This is a genomic window from Enterobacter sp. SORGH_AS_0287 (genome assembly GCF_031453695.1).
Lineage (GTDB): Bacteria > Pseudomonadota > Gammaproteobacteria > Enterobacterales > Enterobacteriaceae > Enterobacter > Enterobacter ludwigii.
In genome coordinates this window covers 1,364,518-1,383,580 of the sequence record NZ_JAVIZW010000001.1, presented here as the reverse complement: position 1 = coordinate 1,383,580, position 19,063 = coordinate 1,364,518, and the positions used below count along the sequence as shown (strand labels likewise).

Below are 19,063 nucleotides of genomic sequence, written 5' to 3'. Positions count from 1 at the left end.
ACGATTTGCGGAGCCTGTCACAGGTGGCAAAGCGAATGTCACAGAGACAAAAGCGAGAATCCAAAACCCCTCTTAGACTGCATTAACACCCTGCGAATAAAAACGAAGGAGTACCCTATGTCTGAATCTCAGGTAGCCGTTCAGCCTGCCGTACAGCAGTTTTTAGACCGACATCATGGCCTGTGGATTGAAGGGCGTCAGGCCGCGTCGGACAGTGAAAAGCGGCTCAATGTCTATAATCCGGCAACGGGCGATGTCATCGCCTCCACCGCCGATGCCAGCGTTGATGATGTCGACCGCGCCGTGATGTCCGGCTGGCGTGCGTTTGTTGCCCGTAGCTGGGCCGGAAAATTACCGGCAGAGCGTGAGCGTATCCTGCTGCATTTCGCCGATCTGGTTGAACAGCACAGCGAAGAGCTGGCCCAGCTTGAGACGCTGGAGCAGGGGAAATCCATTCATATCTCCCGCGCCTTTGAAGTGGGCTGCACCCTGAACTGGATGCGCTATACCGCAGGGCTTACCACGAAAATTGCCGGTAAAACCCTCGACCTCTCCATCCCCTTACCGCAGGGGGCCCGCTATCAGGCGTGGACGCGCAAAGAGCCGGTTGGCGTGGTGGCCGGGATTGTGCCGTGGAACTTCCCGCTGATGATCGGGATGTGGAAAGTCATGCCTGCGCTGGCGGCGGGGTGTTCCATTGTCATTAAGCCTTCAGAAACCACGCCGCTCACCATGCTGCGCGTGGCGGAACTGGCAAGTGAAGCGGGCATCCCCGACGGGGTGTTTAATGTGGTCACGGGAAGCGGTGCGGTGTGCGGTGCCGCGCTGACCTCACATCCGCATATTGCTAAAGTAAGCTTTACTGGCTCAACGGCGACAGGCAAGCAAATTGCCCGCGCGGCGGCGGATACGCTCACGGGGGTGACGCTGGAGCTGGGGGGTAAAAACCCGGCTATCGTACTGAAAGATGCTGACCCGGCCTGGGTAATTGAAGGCCTGATGACCGGCAGCTTCCTGAACCAGGGGCAGGTTTGTGCGGCGAGCTCCCGTATCTATATTGAAGCGCCGCTGTTTGACACGCTGGTCAGCGGGTTTGAGCAGGCGGTGAAATCCCTGAGCGTCGGGCCGGGCATGTCGCCGGAGGCGTTCATCAACCCGCTGGTCTCCCGCGCGCACTGCGATAAAGTGCAGACCTTCCTCGACGAGGCAAAATCGCGCAATGCGGAGTTGATCACCGGTAACCGGGGGCCGGATGGCAAAGGTTATTACGTGTCGCCGACGCTTGTGGTGAACCCGGATGCCGCGCTGCGACTCACCCGCGAAGAAGTGTTCGGCCCGGTGGTCAACCTGGTGCGCGTCGCGGATGGCGAAGAAGCGCTGGCGCTGGCCAACGACACCGAATACGGGCTGACGGCCAGCGTCTGGACGCAAAATATCAGCAAGGCGCTGGAATACACCGACCGGCTTCAGGCGGGGACCGTCTGGGTGAACAGCCATACGCTGATCGACGCCAACCTGCCGTTTGGCGGCATGAAGCAGTCCGGCACCGGGCGCGATTTCGGCCCGGACTGGCTGGATGGCTGGTGTGAAACCAAATCGGTATGTGTACGGTATTAAAACAAAGCCTGTCGGGCTGGCGCAACGGCCACCCGACACGGCTATCGTGACCAGCGGTCCCGTCCGGCCGCTTTCGCCCGGTACAGCGCCTCATCGGCGCGGGCAATAATCTCCGTCCCCGCCAGACCCTCTGCCATTCCTGCAATGCCCATGCTTACGGTGACGCGATCGCTGACTTTTGAGGCATCGTGCGCTATCGCTTCCGCGCGCAGGCCGTCCTGAATACGCATGGCAACTTTTTCGGCTGTGTTTTCCGGGCAATCAAAGAGGATCACCACAAACTCTTCACCGCCGTAGCGAGACACGACATCGTCAGGTGTTCGCACCGACTGCCGGAGCACCTGCGCCACGCGGGTCAAACATTCGTCACCGGCCTGATGACCATAGGTGTCGTTGTAAAGTTTGAAATAATCTATATCCAGCATAATCAGCGAGAAGGCTTTTTTCTGCTCAACGGCATTCTCCAGCACCACTTCCATCTTGCGACGGTTGGCGGTCTGGGTTAACGGATCCTGATGCGCCAGCGCTTCCAGCCGCGAAATCAACAGCTGGTTTTGCTGGTTACGTCGCCAGGCCTCATCAAACCAGCTTATCAGGATGAAACGCCCGCAGAGCAAAATCAGCGTAAAGACGGTCCAGACGGCGGCAAAGTGAAGGTTGACACCATCATTGAGTACCCAGCTTGCGACCGGTAGCGTGACCCAGAGCGGGATCACGAAGGCGAGTAACCCACGGGGGTAAAAGTAGAGCGCCGTCAACCCGGCGAGTAACAAAATCGCACACAGGGGCCAGACGTGGGGCAGCAACAGATCGGTGATAAACCAGAAACAGGATATCGACCAGATGACGCTACAGAAAAAGAGCACCACGCTGATGCCGGCAATACGTCGCCAGGCCATGATGATTAACGCAGCTGACAGAATAATAATGCCGAACATCGAGGCATCGATAAACTTCAGCAGAGGCAGCGACCGGAGGTAGAGGGGGTCGTCGGGCTTAAGCGAGACGTGGCGCAGCAGGATCATCACGGCGAAGCTGATGTTGACGAATGCCAGCCACGGCAGGTTCATCGCCAGCCCGTGCATGACCATCGCCTGACGCGTCGGCCAGGCAGCCCGCTCTGGCGTCGTTTTTTTTCTTTTTTCCATAAATGCTCTTTATCCTTTTCTGGGAGCAAGTGAGACAGGAACGGGCGGAGGAACCGTCCGAACATATCGCCGTTACGGTGTCACAATATTAAACCATAAGAGCTAACCCATACAGCCAAGTATGGCATCGCGTTGGGCGCTGTCACGACGGAACTTAAGACTAGTCAGCAGAAGGTGTTAAAGAATGGCTGGAGTAAGATAACGATAAGCAGGACGAGACAGTCAGCAAATAAAAAACCGGGCATTACGCCCGGTCTGTTTTTATTTTTGTTCGTCTTTTTTCCTGCCGAGTGTCGGCGTTTCGTCGAAGAAGTTCCACGGTTTGAGCAGGGTATGCACCCATTCCGTTGGCATGATTGGCCACTCTTCGGCGCGCGCGACGTGGGTTGTGCCGGTGGTCATCCAGACGACGTCATCCTGATCGTTTAGCGACTCGTTATCTTTGCTGTATTTGCCAAGCCCCGTATCGTGGGTTGAGCGGTTTGGGAATTTGCCCTCCGGGTACATCTCATCCGGATGGTAACGCGTCACCCACAGCTGTTTATCCATAAAGCTCAGGCGGTGATAGATCCACTCGTCCGGGGCGAACTTCGCGCCGGTCGCCACCGGGTGCGTCCCCCCGGCGTAAGGGATTATCTGATACGAAATTGGGTTCCCCATGCGGTTCTCTTTGCTGGTGTTGCTCAGCAGACGAATGGTGCCCGGGTCAAATTTCTGCGCCGCCTGCTGCTCGGTATCAATAGCGTACTGATTGATCTGCATGGTGCTGGTTCGCGGGCCGCCGGCGGTGTTCGGTTTCACCTGTGGATCCATTGCCACCAGCGTGTTGTTGATGCCATCCACATCCATATCGAGACGGAAGTTATAGATGTGCTGGTGGGTGGTCCCGACGATGTTGTGATCAATTAATGTGCCGTATCGGGTATCGTCTTTGGCTGTAGGGTCATGCATCGTTTTCGCCTGTACGCCTTTCACCGCCTCAATCCCCGTTGCACCGGCATCAATCCCGATGGTGCCATTTTCGTGGAATACCCAGTCGAAAATGTAGTCGTAGTTGCCAACGGTGCTCACCCAGCGAACCACCAGCTCGCGCCGCTCGGTACTGACGTTAGGCTGACCCATCTCCTGGTGTTTATATTCCGGTCCTGCGTAGCGTTCAAAAATGGCGATGGCGCGGGGGATCTCCATCGGCGCACCGGTATAATCGGCAATGGTTTCATTGAGCATCACGGCGTTGGACGGCACGTCTTTGCCGCGCACCAGCGGAGAGGTCAGGGTGCCCATGCCGTAATCGCCGGAATCCAGATAGGCTTTGAAGTACCAGCCCACGTCAGGGTCACCGTAAGGAACGATCATCCCGCCCAGGGAGCCCTGATACATAATCTGGCGTTTTTTGCCGTTGTCATTGTAGGTGACGGTAGAAATCATTGGGCCCACGCGGGAATCCAGACTCAGATGGAAATCCCAGTTCTGCCAGTGAATCATATCGCCGGTAATGGTGTAGTTTTTGCCTTCCGGCTCAATGATGTCGAGCGGCTTTTTCGGCGTGTTAATGCGATCACGTCCATCATACGGACGCGGCGTCATCGGCACCGGCACAACGGCACCTTCTTCAATCTTCTGGATCTTCTTCTGCTCAAGGTCGACCACTGCCACCAGGTTCTCAATCGGGTGCGCCCAGTAGTTGCCGTCGCCCACGTCCAGATAGCTCACCACTTTCAGCAGCCGGTCTTCCTGTTTCAGGCCATCTTTGCCGTCGAAATAGCCGACGGTCAGTGGCGTGGTGATCACTTTCTTCGTATCGGTAATGCCGCGCTTTTTCAGAACCTCGGCAAACTCTGCACTCTCGTTGATGATCTGCTGAACGGTCGCAAAATCATCCAGCAGCACCATGCCGTGGGCATCTTTAATGGCGTCCCAGCGCAGGATCTTTTTATCCTTCAGGTCCACCAGACTTTCAATAACGTGTTTCCCGTCCAGCATGGTGATGTTCGCCTGGCGGGGAGAGTCCACCGCCGTGCCGTTGAGCACAAAGTCCCACACTTTGGCTTTCTCGGGTTCGGCCAGGGCTATCTGGGTAAAGCGGGTGTTCGGTTTAAAATCCGCAGAGCCTTTCACAATCTCTACGGCTTGCTTAATTTCGTCAGCCGTTAGCGCGTTTAACGGGTGAGGGCGTTTTTCAACCTGGAAGGTCTGGTCGAGACCCGACTGGAAAACGTCGTTGATGAAGGTCTCGGGGATGAACGCTTTTTTACCTTTCATGACCACCGGCACCTGCAGCGTGAGGGTTTTGCCGTTCACAATAGCGGTTTTCGCGCCGGGCTTGACCTTTACATATGCCCCGTCCTTCGCAATGGTGAACATCTGTGCGTAATCATCCCACTGCACATCGGCGCCAAACGCCTGCAGCGTTTTGTCCATCGGGACCATATGCGCCTCACTGCCGTGTGCGAAAACAGGTGATTGCCAGGCGCAACACAGCGCAACGGCCATAGCCAGTGCCGTTCTACGGGCAGAAAAAGAAGAATTGCTTCCCATCGTAGACCTCATCTTGTTGTGTTTATTGTGTTGTGACAGCCTTATCCTGACAGGCGCCCGAGAAAAGCGTTTGCCTGCATCTGCCAGGTTATTTGTTGGTCTTGCCAGGTTAAAAAAAGACCGGGGCGATATCACACCCCGGTCAACGTGCGAGAGAGGAACGTGTCAGAAGTCGCCGTGCTGGCGCGCCACCAGCGTCAGGATGGAGTAGAGCGCGACCGCCTGCTGGTGCTGGTTAAAGATCTCAACGGCCCATTCGACCACGCCGGTTGGCTTCTCATCGGCGGTCCGTTGTTTCTTCAGCGTTTTACGTTTACAGGTGAGGCGCACCTGAATGGTATCGCCCGGCTTAACCGGTTCGATAAAGCGCAGGTTTTCCATGCCGTAGTTGGCAATCACCGGCCCGACGCCGGCATCGACAAACAGACCCGCCGCGGCAGAGATCAGGAAGTAACCGTGTACCACCCGTTCGCCAAAGATGGATTCTGCCGCGCCGATTTTGTCCATATGGGCGTAGAAGTGATCGCCGCTCAGGCAGGCAAAGTTAACGATATCGGCTTCCGTCAGGGTGCGGCGCGGGGTCATCAGGCTGTCGCCCGGCTGCAGTTCTTCAAAGTATTTCCGGAACGGATGAACGCGATCTTCATGAACCGCAGCACCCCGTACCCACTGTTTGCCGATGGTGGCAAGCATGGTCGGGCTGCCCTGAATGGCGGTGCGCTGCAGATAGTGCTTCACCGCACGCAGTCCTCCCAGCTCTTCACCGCCACCTGCGCGGCCAGGACCGCCGTGCACCAGCTGCGGCAGCGGAGAGCCGTGTCCGGTGGACTCCCTGGCGGATTCGGCGTTAAGGATCTGAATTCGTCCGTGCGCCCGCGCCGCGCCGGCAATAAACTGGCGGGCGATAGCCGGGTCGGCGGTGACCAGCGTACCGGCCAGACTCCCGCCACCCGCCCGTGCCAGCTGCATCGCGTGGTCTGAATTGCGGGAGGGCATCAGCGTGGCGACCGGCCCGAAGGCTTCGGTGCAATGCACGGCGGGGGTTTCATCTGGCTGTGGGCAGAAAAGCAGCGTCGGCGGGAAGAATGCCCCCGCAGCCTGCAGATCGGCTTTTCCGCCGAGTCTGACCTGGCAACCCGCCGCAATTAACAGATCGACTTTCTCCTGCACGTCCGCGCGTTGCTCGCCGTTCACCAGCGCGCCCATCTTCACCCCGTCCTCTGCCGGGTCGCCGACGACCACGTTTTGCAGCCGTGCGATCAGCGCCTGACTGACGGCATCCATCCGATCCTGAGGCACAATTATACGGCGGATGGCGGTACATTTTTGCCCTGCCTTGGCGGTCATTTCGCGTACCACTTCGCGAATAAACAGCGCGAATTCTGGCTGTTCCGGCGTCACATCCTCACCCAGAACGCAGCAGTTGAGTGAGTCGGCTTCCATGGTAAAGGGAATGGAATTCGCCACGATATTCGGGTGAATGCGCAGGCTCTGGCCGGTGCTGGCGGAGCCGGTAAAGGTCACCACATCCTGGCTGTCGAGATGATTCAGCAGATCGCCCGCGCCGCCGCAGACAAGGCTGATAGCGCCGTCCGGCACCAGACCGCTCTCCACAATCGCTTTCACCATCGCCTGCGCGACCTGCGCGGTGGCGGTGGCGGGTTTGATAATGGCAGGCATCCCCGCAAGCCAGGTGGGCGCCAGTTTTTCCAGCATTCCCCAGCACGGGAAATTAAAGGCGTTGATATGGACCGCCACGCCCGATTTTGACGTCAGTACGTGACGCGCAGCAAAGCCGCCTTCCTTCGACAACGGGATCAGCTCATCTTCCGGCCAGAGTGTGTCATCAGGCAGCTCGCGGCTCCCCAGGCTGGCATAGGTGAACAGCGTCCCGATCCCACCCTCAATATCCACCCAGCTGTCCGCTCGGGTCGCCCCGGTCTGGGCAGACAGGGCATAGAACGTCTCTTTCTCACTAAGCAGATGTTTCGCCACCGCCTTCAGCATGGCGGCACGGTCGATAAAGGTCATGGCGCGCAGGGCTTCGCCGCCACGCGCGATCGCATAGCGACGTGCATCCGCCATGTCCAGCCCTTCGCTGGTCACGGACCACAGCGCTTCGCCACTGATGGCGTGATGGATAGTACGTTCGCGGCCCCGGCCAGACTGCCAGGCACCGGACAAGAAGCTGGCTAACTGCTGCATCGCTTATCTCCAAGTGTTACGTAATTTCACTATCAATAGTTTAATCATGAATCATAAAAAGCAAGCTGAGTTTTAATGAATTGTTAACATTGTGATCCAGTGTAATGAAGTGGAAGGCCGGAAGCCCTGTTGTGCAGGCCTTGTGCAAAAAGCCTTGCGAGCACCATCACAAAATGGGGAAACATTTCTTGGGGTTATATTTAACCTTTGTGTAACTTTTAAGAAATGAAGTGATTCAGCATTTCACTTTAAGTGGTAAATAATCGAATCATAAAGGTGATGACGTGACGCAAGAACAACGCTTTGAGCAGCGCATAGCGCAGGAGACGGCGATTGAGCCTCAGGACTGGATGCCTGATGCCTATCGTAAGACGTTGATCCGCCAGATTGGTCAGCACGCGCACTCCGAAATTGTCGGCATGTTGCCGGAAGGAAACTGGATCACCCGCGCGCCGACGCTGCGCCGCAAAGCGATCCTGCTGGCGAAAGTGCAGGACGAAGCCGGGCACGGTTTGTACCTCTACAGCGCGGCCGAGACGCTGGGCTGCGCGCGGGAAGACATCTACCAGAAGATGCTCGACGGCAAGATGAAATACTCCTCCATCTTCAACTACCCGACCCTGAGCTGGGCGGATATCGGGGTGATCGGCTGGCTGGTGGACGGCGCGGCGATTGTCAACCAGGTGGCGCTGTGCCGTACCTCATATGGCCCCTATGCCCGCGCGATGGTGAAAATCTGTAAAGAAGAGAGTTTCCACCAGCGTCAGGGCTTTGAAGCCTGTATGGCGCTTGCGCAGGGGAGTGACGCCCAACGCCAGATGCTGCAGGACGCCATTAACCGCTTCTGGTGGCCCGCTCTGATGATGTTCGGCCCAAACGATGACAACTCGCCGAACAGCGCCCGCAGCCTCGCCTGGAAAATCAAACGCTTCGGCAATGACGAACTTCGCCAGCGTTTTGTCGACAACACGGTTCCGCAGGTAGAAATGCTGGGCATGACGGTCCCGGATCCTGACCTGCGTTTTGACGAAGAGAGCGGTCACTACCGCTTTGGCGAGATCGACTGGCACGAGTTTGATGAGGTCATTAACGGGCGCGGTATCTGTAACCACGAACGTCTGGCTGCCAAACGTAAAGCCTGGGAAGACGGGGCGTGGGTGCGTGAAGCCGCACTGGCGCACGCGGAAAAACAACACGCCCGCAAAGTGGCTTAAGAGGAAACACGATGAGCAATGTCTACTGGCCGCTGTACGAAGTGTTCGTACGCAGCAAACAAGGGTTGTCCCACCGTCATGTGGGAAGTCTTCATGCCGCCGACGATCGCATGGCGCTGGAAAATGCGCGTGATGCCTATACCCGTCGCAGTGAAGGCTGCTCTATCTGGGTGGTGAAGGCGAGCGAGATTGTCGCCTCTCAACCGGAAGAGAGCGGCGAGTTCTTCGACCCGGCGGAAAGTAAGGTTTACCGCCATCCTACGTTTTACACCATCCCTGATGGCATCGAGCACATGTGAGGTCAGGGATGAAAACATTATCCGCATATGCCCTGCGTCTGGGCGACAACGGTCTGGTGCTCTCCCAGCGTCTGGGCGCCTGGTGTGGTCACGCGCCGGAGCTGGAAATCGATCTCGCGCTCGCCAACATCGGCCTCGACTTGCTGGGGCAGGCGCGCAATTTCCTGACCTATGCCGCAGCGCTGGAAGGTCAGGGCGATGAAGACACCCTGGCGTTTGGGCGTGATGAGCGCCAGTTTCACAACGTGTTGCTGGTGGAACAGCCTAACGGCAGTTTCGCCGACACGCTCGCGCGCCAGTACTTTATGGATGCCTGGAACGTAGCGCTGTATGAACGCCTGACCCACAGCAGCGACAGCCAGCTTGCCGCCATCGCCGCGAAAGCCATCAAAGAGGCGCGCTACCACCTGCGCTTCAGTCGTGGCTGGCTGGTGCGTCTGGGGGACGGAACGGAAACATCTTCACAGCGTATGCAGCAGGCGGTCGACACCCTGTGGCGGTTTACGGCCGAGCTGTTTGAAGCCGATGACGTCGAGCTGGCGTTGATTGCCTCCGGCGTCGCGGTTGATCCGCGCGAGCTTCGTCAGCCGTGGGAGCAGGAAGTGTTTTCCGGTTTGCAGGAGGCCACCCTGAGCGTGCCGTCGGAAGTGGCGTATCGCACGGGGGGCAAGCGCGGGCTGCATACCGAACATCTCGGCCCAATGCTCGCAGAAATGCAGTATCTCCAGCGTGCCCATCCGGGTCAGCAGTGGTAAGTACGGAGGTGAAGATGCAGCGTTTTGCCGGGATTGCACCCGCGGAGATCCCTCAAATCTGGTCGCTGTTAAGCCAGATCCCGGACCCGGAAGTGCCGGTGTTAACCATCACCGATTTAGGCATGGTGCGTAGCGTATCGGCGCAGGGCGAAGGCTGGGTTATTGGCTTTACGCCAACCTATTCAGGCTGCCCGGCGACGGAACATTTGCTTGGCGCGATTCGCGAAGCGATGACCGCGCACGGCTTTACGCCAGTGCATATTGTGCTGCAGCTCGAACCGGCCTGGACCACCGACTGGATGACAGCGGATGCGCGCGAACGCCTGCGCGCATATGGCATCAGCCCACCGGTGGGCCACAGCTGCCACGCGCATGCTCCGGCCGAGGTGAGTTGCCCACGCTGTGCCAGCACACATACCTCGCTTATCAGTGAATTTGGTTCGACGGCCTGCAAAGCGCTTTATCGCTGCAACGACTGCCGTGAGCCTTTCGACTATTTCAAATGTATTTGAGGTTGCCATGACAACGTTTCATTCATTAACAGTGGCAAAAGTGGAACCCGAAACCCGCGACGCGGTGACCATCACTTTCGCGGTACCCCAGGCGTTGCAGGACGCCTATCGCTTCCGTCCCGGACAACACCTGACCCTGAAAGCGAAGCTGGGTGAGGATGAGCTGCGTCGCTGCTACTCCATCTGCCGCAGTACCGCGCCGGGTGAGATCAGCGTAGCGGTGAAAGCCATCGAGGGCGGACGTTTTTCCCGCTATGCCCGGGATGAGATCAAACAGGGCATGGCGCTGGAGGTCATGGTGCCGCAGGGCCAGTTTGGTTACCAGCCGCGCGCTGACCGGGAAGGGCACTATCTGGCCATTGCCGCGGGTTCAGGCATTACCCCGATGCTGGCCATTTTGTCCGCCACGCTGGCCACCGAGCCGAACAGTCATTTCACCCTGATCTACGGCAACCGCAGTAGCCAGAGCATGATGTTTCGCGAGGCGCTTGCCGATCTGAAAGACAAATACCCGCAGCGTCTGCAGCTGGTCGCCATCTTCAGCCAGGAGGTGCTCGACAGCGATCTGCTGCATGGACGTATCGACGGTGAGAAGCTGCAGGCGCTGGCGAAAACCCTGATCAACTTCCGCCAGTACGACGAAGCCTTTATTTGTGGCCCGTCCGCCATGATGGACGACGCGGAAGCGGCGCTGAAAGCGCTGGGGATGCCAGAGAAATCGATTCACCTTGAGCGTTTTAATACGCCAGGCTCGACCGGCAAACGCGCGGTCAGCGTGCAGGCTGAAGGGCAGAAAGTCACCGTGCGTCAGGACGGTCGCGACCGGGAAATTACCCTCACGGCAAACGATGAAAGCATTCTTGATGCCGCCCTGCGTCAGGGCGCCGACCTGCCGTATGCCTGCAAGGGCGGCGTATGCGCGACCTGCAAATGCAAAGTGCTGCGTGGCAAAGTTGATATGGCGACGAACTACAGCCTTGAGCCGGACGAACTGGCGGCCGGGTATGTGTTGAGCTGTCAGTCGCTGCCGTTAACCGCTGACGTGATCGTCGATTTTGACTCCAGGGGGATGGCATGAGCGAACTGATGGTCACCCGTCATGGTCGTGTCCTGCAGCTGACGCTTAACCGTCCGGCGGCACGCAACGCGCTGAATAACGCCCTGTTAGAGCAGATTGCTGATGCGCTCGACGCCGCTGCGGCCGATCGCGATCTCTCCGTTTGCGTGATTTACGGCAACGCACGCTGCTTTGCTGCCGGCGCAGATCTCAACGAAATGGCGGAGAAAGACCTGCCTGCCACCCTGAACGATATCCGTCCCCAGCTGTGGGCCCGGATCAACGCCTTCAACAAACCCCTGATTGCCGCCGTCAACGGCTTCGCGCTGGGTGCGGGCTGCGAGCTTGCGCTGCTGTGCGACGTGGTGATTGCCGGGGATAACGCCCGTTTTGGTCTGCCGGAAATTACGCTCGGGATCATGCCCGGGGCGGGCGGTACGCAGCGCCTGATTCGTAGCGTGGGCAAATCGCTGGCCAGCAAAATGGTGCTGACTGGGGAGAGCATTACCGCGCAGCAGGCGCAGCGCGCCGGGCTGGTCAGCGATGTGTTCCCGGCTTCGTTGACGCTGGAATATGCCCTGAAACAGGCGGAGCTGATGGCACGACACTCACCGCTGGCGCTCCAGGCGGCGAAGCAGGCGCTGCGCCAGTCTCAGGAGGTTTCCCTGCAGGCCGGACTGGTCCAGGAGCGACAGCTGTTTACGCTGCTTTCAGCGACCGAAGACCGGCGAGAAGGCATCGACGCATTCTTACAGAAACGTACCCCCGACTTTAAAGGACGCTAATCGTGGAATTTATTCTCAGTCATGTAGAACAAGGCGTGATGACCCTGACGCTGAACCGTCCGGAGCGTCTGAACAGCTTTAACGACGTGATGCATCAGCAACTCGCTGAGTGCCTGAAGCAGGCCGAGCGCGATGACACCATCCGCTGTCTGCTTATTACCGGGGCGGGGCGCGGCTTCTGCGCGGGTCAGGATCTTAATGACCGCAACGTCGACCCTAACGGTCCGGCGCCGGATCTGGGAATGTCCGTGGAGACGTTCTACAACCCGCTGGTTCGCCGTCTTGCGACGTTGCCGAAACCGGTGATTTGCGCGGTCAACGGCGTGGCCGCCGGGGCCGGGGCCACGCTGGCACTGGGGTGTGACATGGTCATTGCCGCCCGTTCTGCCACCTTTGTGATGGCCTTCAGCAAGCTCGGATTAGTGCCGGACTGCGGGGGAACATGGTTCCTGCCGCGCGTCGCCGGGCGCGCCCGCGCAATGGGGCTGGCGTTACTCGGAGACAAACTCAGCGCCGAACAGGCACACGCCTGGGGGATGATCTGGCAGGTGGTGGATGACGAACACCTCTCCGCCACGGCCCAGCAGATGGCGCTGCACTTTGCTTCTCAGCCCACCTTTGGTCTGGGGCTGATTAAGCAGGCGATTAACGCGGCAGAGACCAACACCCTCGACGCCCAGCTTGACCTGGAGCGCGATTATCAACGTCTGGCCGGTCGCAGCGACGACTACCGGGAAGGGGTCAGCGCCTTCCTTGCCAAACGCGCACCGACATTCACGGGGAAATAAGATGGCGATCACGGTTCGTACTGTCGCCGTCATTGGAAGCGGCACGATGGGCGCGGGAATTGCGGAGGTCGCGGCGAGTCATGGGCATCAGGTTCTGATGTATGACATTGCTTCAGACGCGATTTCACGCGCGATTGACGGGATCCGCCAGCGTCTCGCCTCCCGGGTGACTCGCGGAAAACTTTCCGCCGATGCTGGCAGCCAGATTCTTGCCAGGCTGTTGCCGGTAACGGATATCGAAGCGCTCGCCGCGGCAGATCTGGTGATTGAAGCCGCGTCTGAGCGTATCGACGTCAAAAAAGCGCTGTTTGCGCAACTGGCTCAGATTTGCCCGCCGCAGACCTTGCTGACCAGCAATACCTCCTCCATTTCTGTTACGGCGATTGCGGCGGATGTTCACCATCCGGAGCGCGTCGCGGGGCTGCATTTCTTTAATCCTGCACCGGTCATGAAGCTGGTCGAGGTGGTGAGCGGGCTGGCGACATCGCCCGAAGTGGCCGATGCGCTGTGCGAGCTGGCGCTGAACTGGGGGAAACAGCCCGTCCGCTGTCAGTCAACGCCAGGGTTCATCGTCAACCGCGTTGCGCGTCCGTTCTATTCTGAAGCCTGGCGCGCCCTGGAAGAGCAGGTCGCCGCGCCAGAAGTGATTGATGCCGCGCTGCGCGACGGCGGCGGTTTCCCGATGGGACCGCTGGAGTTGACCGACATGATTGGTCAGGACGTCAACTTTGCGGTGACCTGTTCCGTGTTCAATGCCTTCTGGCAGGAACGTCGTTTCCTGCCGTCGCTGGTGCAGCAGGAACTGGTGCTGGCGGGGCGGCTGGGCAAAAAAAGCGGGAAGGGCGTTTACGACTGGCACGGTGAGATACCGGCTGTGCCGTGGCTTGATGCAGTAAACGACAGCTTTACCCCCATGCGTGTGCAGCGAAGAGGTGACGGTGTCACGGAAATAGATGAGCTCCTGTTGATTGAAACCCAGGGGGAGACCGCTCAGGCGCTGGCCCGGCGTTTTCACTGTCCGGTCGTGGTGATTGACCGCATTGAACGCGACGTGGCGGTGATCGCAGCCGCATCGGATAACCCGCATACCGCCACGCAAAAAGCCGTCTGGTACCTGCAACAGCAGGGACACCGGGTACTGCGCATTGCCGATTACCCCGGTCTGCTGGTCTGGCGGACGGTGGCGATGATCGCCAACGAAGCGCTGGATGCGCTGCAAAAAGGGGTGGCCAGCGAGAAGGATATCGACACCGCCATGCGCCTCGGCGTGAATTACCCGAACGGGCCCATTGCCTGGGGGGAGCGTCTGGGCTGGCAACGGCTGTTAACGCTGCTGGAGAATTTGCAACGCCATTACGGCGAAGAACGCTATCGCCCTTGTTCACTGCTGCGCCAGCGTGCGCTTCTGGAGAGTAGCTATGAGTCATAACGCCTGGCATAACGCCCGCACTATGTATGAACAGGACGCCTGCGCCCAGGCGCTGGGGATCGACATCATCGACATGGACGATGGCTACGCGGTAGTGACGATGACCATCACCCCGCAGATGCTCAACGGCCACAAAACCTGCCACGGAGGACAGCTGTTTTCACTGGCCGATACCGCTTTTGCCTACGCCTGCAACAGCCAGGGGCTGGCGGCAGTGGCGTCAGGCTGTTCAATCGATTTTCTGCGCCCGGGGTTTGCCGGCGACACGCTGACCGCCACCGCGCGGGTTAAGCATCAGGGCAAACTGACCGGCGTGTATGACATTGAAATTCAGAACCAACAACAGAAAACCGTTGCCCTGTTTCGCGGAAAATCTCACCGCATCGGCGGCAGTGTGACAGGAGAAGCCTGATGCGTGACGCTTTTATTTGTGATGGCGTTCGAACCCCGGTGGGGCGCTATGGCGGGGCGCTGGCCAGCGTTCGCGCCGACGATCTCGGCGCGGTGCCGCTGCGTGCGCTGCTGGCCCGTTATCCGCAGCTCGACCTCGAGCGGATTGATGATGTGATCTTCGGCTGCGCCAACCAGGCGGGGGAAGATAACCGCAACGTGGCGCGTATGTCGCTGCTGCTGGCCGGACTGCCTCAGACGGTCTCCGGCACCACGCTGAACCGCCTGTGCGGTTCGGGTCTTGACGCGATTGGCTTTGCCGCGCGGGCAATCAGGGCGGGCGATGGCGACATGCTGCTTGCAGGCGGCGTCGAGTCAATGTCCCGGGCGCCGTTTGTAATGGGTAAAGCCACGGCGGCGTTCCAGCGTCAGGCGGAGATTTTCGACACCACACTCGGCTGGCGATTTGTGAATCCGCTCATGCATCAGCAATTCGGAACTGACAGCATGCCGGAAACGGCAGAGAATGTAGCTGAATTGTTAAATATCAGCCGGGCCGATCAGGATGCTTTCGCGCTGCGCAGCCAGCAGCGTACTGCTCAGGCGCAGCAGAACGGCATTCTGGCGCAGGAGATTGTGCCGGTGCAGGTGCCCGGCAAAAAAGGAACGATTACGGAAGTTTCGGTAGATGAGCATCCCCGTGCTGATACCACGCTTGAACAACTTGCCGCGCTGAAAACACCGTTTCGCAAGAACGGTGTCGTGACGGCGGGTAACGCCTCCGGTGTAAACGATGGCGCTGCGGCGTTGATTATCGCCAGCGAGTCGATGGCGCACGCGCAAGGGCTTGTCCCGCGCACGCGGATCGTGGCGATGGCTACCGCTGGCGTGGAGCCACGTCTGATGGGCTTAGGACCGGTGCCAGCCACCCGCAAAGTGCTGGAACGTGCCGGGCTCAGCATCAACGATATGGACGTGATTGAGCTTAACGAAGCTTTCGCTTCTCAGGCGCTGGGCGTGTTACGTCAGTTGGGATTGCCGGATGACGCTGAACACGTCAACCCGAACGGAGGGGCCATTGCGTTGGGCCACCCGCTGGGCATGAGCGGTGCCAGACTGGCGCTGGCCGCGAGCAATGAATTGCATCGACGCAACGGGCGCTATGCGCTGTGTACGATGTGCATCGGTGTGGGTCAGGGCATTGCCATGATCCTTGAGCGTGTTTGAGCGAATAACAGTGTGAGTACCCTACAATGACAAATACAACAAAGCTTGATCCGATCGAAACGGCCTCCATTGACGAATTACAGGCGCTGCAAACCGAGCGTCTGAAATGGACGCTGCATCACGCCTATAACAACGTTCCGATGTACAAACGCAAGTTTGACGCCGCGGGCGTTCACCCTGACGATTTTAAAACGCTGGAAGACATCCGTAAGTTTCCGTGCACCACCAAGCAGGACCTGCGTGATAACTATCCGTTCGATACCTTTGCCGTACCGATGGAGCAGGTGGTGCGTATTCACGCCTCTTCCGGCACCACCGGAAAGCCAACCGTCGTCGGTTATACCCAACATGACATCGACAACTGGGCTAACCTGGTGGCCCGTTCTCTGCGCGCCGCGGGCGGCAGTGCGAAAGACAAAATTCACGTGGCCTATGGGTATGGCCTGTTTACCGGTGGGCTGGGGGCGCACTATGGCGCAGAGCGTTTAGGGGCGACCGTTATCCCGATGTCCGGCGGCCAGACGGAGAAACAGGCGCAGCTGATCCGCGATTTCCAGCCGGATATGATCATGGTGACGCCATCCTACTGCCTTAATCTGATCGAAGAGCTGGAACGTCAGATGGGAGGCGATGCCAGCGCCTGCTCCCTGCGTGTGGGAGTGTTTGGCGCAGAGCCGTGGACGCAGGCCATGCGCCGCGAAATCGAGAAACGTCTGGGGATCACCGCGCTGGATATCTGCGCCGCGACGTCTGGGGATCACCGCGCTGGATATCTATGGGCTTTCCGAGGTCATGGGGCCAGGCGTGGCGATGGAGTGTATCGAAACCGCCGACGGTCCGACCATCTGGGAAGATCACTTCTATCCGGAGATCGTTAACCCGAACGACGGCACGCCGCTTAATGATGGCGAGCAGGGCGAACTGCTGTTCACCACGCTGACCAAGGAGGCGCTGCCGGTGATTCGTTATCGCACCCGCGACCTGACGCGCCTGCTTCCTGGGACCGCCCGCACCATGCGTCGTATGGACAGGATCAGCGGTCGCAGTGACGATATGCTCATCATCCGCGGCGTCAACGTCTTCCCGTCCCAGCTGGAAGAGGAGATCGTGAAGTTCGAACACCTCTCCCCGCACTACCAGCTGGAGGTCAATCGCCGCGGGCATCTTGATTCACTTTCCGTGAAGGTGGAGCTCAAAGAGAGCAGTCTGACCCTGACCCACGAGCAGCGCTGCCAGGTGTGCCATCAGCTGCGCCATCGTATTAAATCGATGGTCGGGATCTCCACCGACGTGATGATTGTCAACTGCGGCAGTATCCCGCGCTCAGAGGGCAAAGCCTGTCGGGTGTTTGATTTGCGTAAAGTTGCGGCTAACGGTTGAGTTTCCCTCACCCCCTCATCCTAACCTTCTCCCCGGAGGGGAGAAGGGACGTTGTCCCCCTCTCACTTTGGGAGAGGGCCGGGGTGAGGGGAATATGCTATGATTCATCCAGACCAAAAATAACAACAGAATGAATCACATGAATAAACTCGATGCCTTTATCCAGCACGCGGTTAGCTCGGTTCCCGTTAGCGGAACGTCGCTTATCTCCTCATTATACGGTGACGCGCTTTCACATCGCGGCGGCGAGATTTGGCTTGGCAGCCTCGCCGCCTTACTGGAAGGCATGGGGTTTGGCGAGCGCTTTGTGCGCACTGCGCTGTTTCGTCTTAACAAAGAGGGCTGGCTGGATGTGTCGCGCATCGGACGACGCAGCTTTTACCGGCTAAGCGACAAAGGGCTGCGTTTGACCCGCCGCGCGGAGAGTAAAATCTACCGTGCTGAACTCCCCGCATGGGACGGCAAGTGGCTGTTGCTGCTCTCGGAAGGTCTGGATAAAACCACCCTTGCTGACGTCAAAAAGCAGCTGATCTGGCAGGGTTTTGGCACCCTGGCTCCCAGCCTGATGGCCTCCCCGTCGCAGCATCTGGCGGATGTGCAGTCGCTTTTACACGACGCAGGCGTGGCGGAAAACGTCATCTTCTTCGAGGCCCATTCGCCGCTGGCGCTGTCCCGCGCGGCGCTGCGTGCCCGGGTGGAGGAGTGCTGGCAGTTGACCGAACAGAACGCGATGTACGAGACGTTTATCCACTCGTTCCGTCCTCTTCTGCCGCTGCTGAAAGAGGCCGCGCCGGACGAATTAACGCCGGAACGCTGCTTCCAGATCCAGCTGTTGCTGATCCATTTTTACCGTCGCGTGGTGCTGAAAGACCCGCTGTTGCCGGAGGAGTTATTGCCTGCACACTGGGCCGGACAAAGTGCGCGACAGCTGTGCATTAATATTTATCAGCGTGTGGCACCGGGGGCGCTGGCGTTTGTCAGCGAGAAAGGTGAAACCTCCGTCGGCGAACTGCCTGTGCCCGGCACGCTCTACTATCAACGCTTTGGTGGTCTTACTATCGTATAAGGAGTGGAGATGCCCGTTTATCAAATTGACGGTCTGACGCCGGTGGTACCTGATGAGAGCTACGTTCACCCGACGGCGGTGCTCATCGGCGACGTGATCCTGGGCAAAGGCGTGTATGTTGGCCCGAATGCCAGCCTGCGCGGCGATTTTGGCCGGATTGTGGTGAAAGACGGCGCGAACATTCAGGATAACTGCGTCATGCACGGTTTCCCGGAGCAGGACACGGTGGTGGAAGAGGACGGCCATATCGGCCACAGCGCGATTCTGCACGGCTGTATTATCCGCCGTAACGCCCTGGTAGGGATGAACGCAGTGGTCATGGACGGCGCGGTGATTGGCGAAAACAGCATTGTCGGCGCGGCGGCCTTTGTGAAAGCGAAAGCGGAGATGCCCGCCAACCATTTGATCATTGGCAGTCCGGCAAAAGCGATACGTGTGCTGAGCGAGCAAGAAATTGCCTGGAAGAAGCAGGGCACGCGTGAGTATCAGGTGCTGGTGGATCGCTGCAAGCTGACCCTGCATCAGGTCGAACCCCTGCGCGAAGTGGAGCCCGGTCGAAAACGTCTGGAGTTTGACGAGGATCTGCGACCAAAATCGGCGTCATGAAGGGGCGCGCACCTGCGGAAGTAAAGCAGCGCATCGAAAAAGGCCCC

Annotated in this window: 16 protein-coding genes and 1 pseudogene; 14 read left to right on the top strand and 3 right to left on the bottom strand. The window is 58.8% G+C overall.

What is annotated here, in order from left to right; genetic code table 11:
* Positions 1-117 precede the first annotated feature (117 nt).
* Positions 118-1,617 (top strand): aldehyde dehydrogenase family protein, encoded by a 1,500-nt coding sequence (locus tag QE396_RS06510; protein ID WP_014169921.1) that lies wholly within the window; start codon positions 118-120, stop codon positions 1,615-1,617.
* Between the two features lie 41 nt (positions 1,618-1,658).
* Here QE396_RS06510 and QE396_RS06505 read toward each other — a convergent pair whose 3' ends face one another.
* The 3 genes from QE396_RS06505 to paaZ all read right to left on the bottom strand — a co-directional run bounded on the left by QE396_RS06505 (position 1,659) and on the right by paaZ (position 7,508).
* Positions 1,659-2,765 carry a GGDEF domain-containing protein gene (locus QE396_RS06505; protein ID WP_020884248.1) on the bottom strand — a complete coding sequence of 369 codons (1,107 nt, stop codon included), beginning with the start codon at positions 2,763-2,765 and terminating at the stop codon, positions 1,659-1,661.
* Positions 2,766-3,026: 261 nt separating this feature from the next.
* Positions 3,027-5,303, bottom strand: a complete 2,277-nt coding sequence (tynA, locus tag QE396_RS06500) for a primary-amine oxidase (RefSeq protein ID WP_020884247.1) — start codon at positions 5,301-5,303, stop codon at positions 3,027-3,029.
* A gap of 165 nt (positions 5,304-5,468) precedes the next feature.
* A complete protein-coding gene (gene paaZ / locus QE396_RS06495; protein WP_020884246.1) occupies positions 5,469-7,508 on the bottom strand; it encodes a phenylacetic acid degradation bifunctional protein PaaZ in 2,040 nt (679 codons plus the stop codon).
* A 284-nt stretch (positions 7,509-7,792) separates the two neighbouring features.
* On the opposite strand from paaZ, the gene paaA reads away from it, so the two are divergent.
* The 13 genes and pseudogenes from paaA (at position 7,793) to paaY (ending at position 19,016) form a co-directional block, all read left to right on the top strand.
* Positions 7,793-8,722: a 1,2-phenylacetyl-CoA epoxidase subunit PaaA gene (gene paaA, locus QE396_RS06490; protein ID WP_014169925.1), complete on the top strand. Its 930-nt coding sequence runs from the start codon at positions 7,793-7,795 to the stop codon at positions 8,720-8,722.
* 11 nt (positions 8,723-8,733) lie between these two features.
* Positions 8,734-9,021 (top strand): 1,2-phenylacetyl-CoA epoxidase subunit PaaB, encoded by a 288-nt coding sequence (gene paaB, locus QE396_RS06485; RefSeq protein ID WP_003857353.1) that lies wholly within the window; start codon positions 8,734-8,736, stop codon positions 9,019-9,021.
* 8 nt (positions 9,022-9,029) lie between these two features.
* Positions 9,030-9,776: a 1,2-phenylacetyl-CoA epoxidase subunit PaaC gene (gene paaC, locus QE396_RS06480; protein WP_020884245.1), complete on the top strand. Its 747-nt coding sequence runs from the start codon at positions 9,030-9,032 to the stop codon at positions 9,774-9,776.
* Between the two features lie 14 nt (positions 9,777-9,790).
* Positions 9,791-10,288 (top strand): 1,2-phenylacetyl-CoA epoxidase subunit PaaD, encoded by a 498-nt coding sequence (paaD, locus tag QE396_RS06475; protein WP_020884244.1) that lies wholly within the window; start codon positions 9,791-9,793, stop codon positions 10,286-10,288.
* Positions 10,289-10,295: 7 nt separating this feature from the next.
* A complete protein-coding gene (paaE, locus tag QE396_RS06470; RefSeq protein ID WP_020884243.1) occupies positions 10,296-11,366 on the top strand; it encodes a 1,2-phenylacetyl-CoA epoxidase subunit PaaE in 1,071 nt (356 codons plus the stop codon).
* Positions 11,363-12,130, top strand: coding sequence for a 2,3-dehydroadipyl-CoA hydratase PaaF (paaF, locus tag QE396_RS06465; RefSeq protein ID WP_020884242.1), 768 nt, complete (start codon positions 11,363-11,365; stop codon positions 12,128-12,130). The genes paaE and paaF overlap by 4 nt, the downstream gene beginning before the upstream one ends.
* On the top strand, positions 12,130-12,918 hold the full coding sequence (paaG, locus tag QE396_RS06460; RefSeq protein ID WP_025204280.1) for a 2-(1,2-epoxy-1,2-dihydrophenyl)acetyl-CoA isomerase PaaG: 789 nt from the start codon (positions 12,130-12,132) through the stop codon (positions 12,916-12,918). The genes paaF and paaG overlap by 1 nt, the downstream gene beginning before the upstream one ends.
* 1 nt (position 12,919) lies before the next feature.
* Positions 12,920-14,347 (top strand): 3-hydroxyacyl-CoA dehydrogenase PaaH, encoded by a 1,428-nt coding sequence (gene paaH / locus QE396_RS06455; RefSeq protein WP_020884241.1) that lies wholly within the window; start codon positions 12,920-12,922, stop codon positions 14,345-14,347.
* Positions 14,337-14,759: a hydroxyphenylacetyl-CoA thioesterase PaaI gene (paaI, locus tag QE396_RS06450; protein WP_020884240.1), complete on the top strand. Its 423-nt coding sequence runs from the start codon at positions 14,337-14,339 to the stop codon at positions 14,757-14,759. Before paaH ends, paaI begins: the two co-directional genes overlap by 11 nt.
* The gene (gene pcaF / locus QE396_RS06445) at positions 14,759-15,964 is read left to right on the top strand and encodes a 3-oxoadipyl-CoA thiolase (RefSeq protein WP_020884239.1); all 1,206 of its coding nucleotides are present in this window, start codon (positions 14,759-14,761) and stop codon (positions 15,962-15,964) included. The genes paaI and pcaF overlap by 1 nt, the downstream gene beginning before the upstream one ends.
* Positions 15,965-15,990: 26 nt before the next feature.
* Positions 15,991-17,344, top strand: a pseudogene (gene paaK / locus QE396_RS06440) (phenylacetate--CoA ligase PaaK).
* Positions 17,345-17,474: 130 nt separating this feature from the next.
* Positions 17,475-18,410: a phenylacetic acid degradation operon negative regulatory protein PaaX gene (paaX, locus tag QE396_RS06435; protein WP_014169935.1), complete on the top strand. Its 936-nt coding sequence runs from the start codon at positions 17,475-17,477 to the stop codon at positions 18,408-18,410.
* A 9-nt stretch (positions 18,411-18,419) separates the two neighbouring features.
* A complete protein-coding gene (gene paaY, locus QE396_RS06430) occupies positions 18,420-19,016 on the top strand; it encodes a phenylacetic acid degradation protein PaaY (protein ID WP_020884237.1) in 597 nt (198 codons plus the stop codon).
* Positions 19,017-19,063: the final 47 nt, after the last annotated feature.

Excerpts from the sequence above, each read along its gene's own strand:
- QE396_RS06510 (WP_014169921.1), top strand. The coding sequence starts at position 118 with ATGTCTGAATCTCAGGTAGCCGTTCAGCCTGCCGTACAGCAGTTTTTA.
- QE396_RS06505 (WP_020884248.1), bottom strand. The coding sequence starts at position 2,765 with ATGGAAAAAAGAAAAAAAACGACGCCAGAGCGGGCTGCCTGGCCGACG.
- tynA (WP_020884247.1), bottom strand. The coding sequence starts at position 5,303 with ATGGGAAGCAATTCTTCTTTTTCTGCCCGTAGAACGGCACTGGCTATG.
- paaZ (WP_020884246.1), bottom strand. The coding sequence starts at position 7,508 with ATGCAGCAGTTAGCCAGCTTCTTGTCCGGTGCCTGGCAGTCTGGCCGG.
- paaB (WP_003857353.1), top strand. The coding sequence starts at position 8,734 with ATGAGCAATGTCTACTGGCCGCTGTACGAAGTGTTCGTACGCAGCAAA.
- paaC (WP_020884245.1), top strand. The coding sequence starts at position 9,030 with ATGAAAACATTATCCGCATATGCCCTGCGTCTGGGCGACAACGGTCTG.
- paaD (WP_020884244.1), top strand. The coding sequence starts at position 9,791 with ATGCAGCGTTTTGCCGGGATTGCACCCGCGGAGATCCCTCAAATCTGG.
- paaE (WP_020884243.1), top strand. The coding sequence starts at position 10,296 with ATGACAACGTTTCATTCATTAACAGTGGCAAAAGTGGAACCCGAAACC.
- paaF (WP_020884242.1), top strand. The coding sequence starts at position 11,363 with ATGAGCGAACTGATGGTCACCCGTCATGGTCGTGTCCTGCAGCTGACG.
- paaH (WP_020884241.1), top strand. The coding sequence starts at position 12,920 with ATGGCGATCACGGTTCGTACTGTCGCCGTCATTGGAAGCGGCACGATG.
- paaI (WP_020884240.1), top strand. The coding sequence starts at position 14,337 with ATGAGTCATAACGCCTGGCATAACGCCCGCACTATGTATGAACAGGAC.
- pcaF (WP_020884239.1), top strand. The coding sequence starts at position 14,759 with ATGCGTGACGCTTTTATTTGTGATGGCGTTCGAACCCCGGTGGGGCGC.
- paaX (WP_014169935.1), top strand. The coding sequence starts at position 17,475 with ATGAATCACATGAATAAACTCGATGCCTTTATCCAGCACGCGGTTAGC.
- paaY (WP_020884237.1), top strand. The coding sequence starts at position 18,420 with ATGCCCGTTTATCAAATTGACGGTCTGACGCCGGTGGTACCTGATGAG.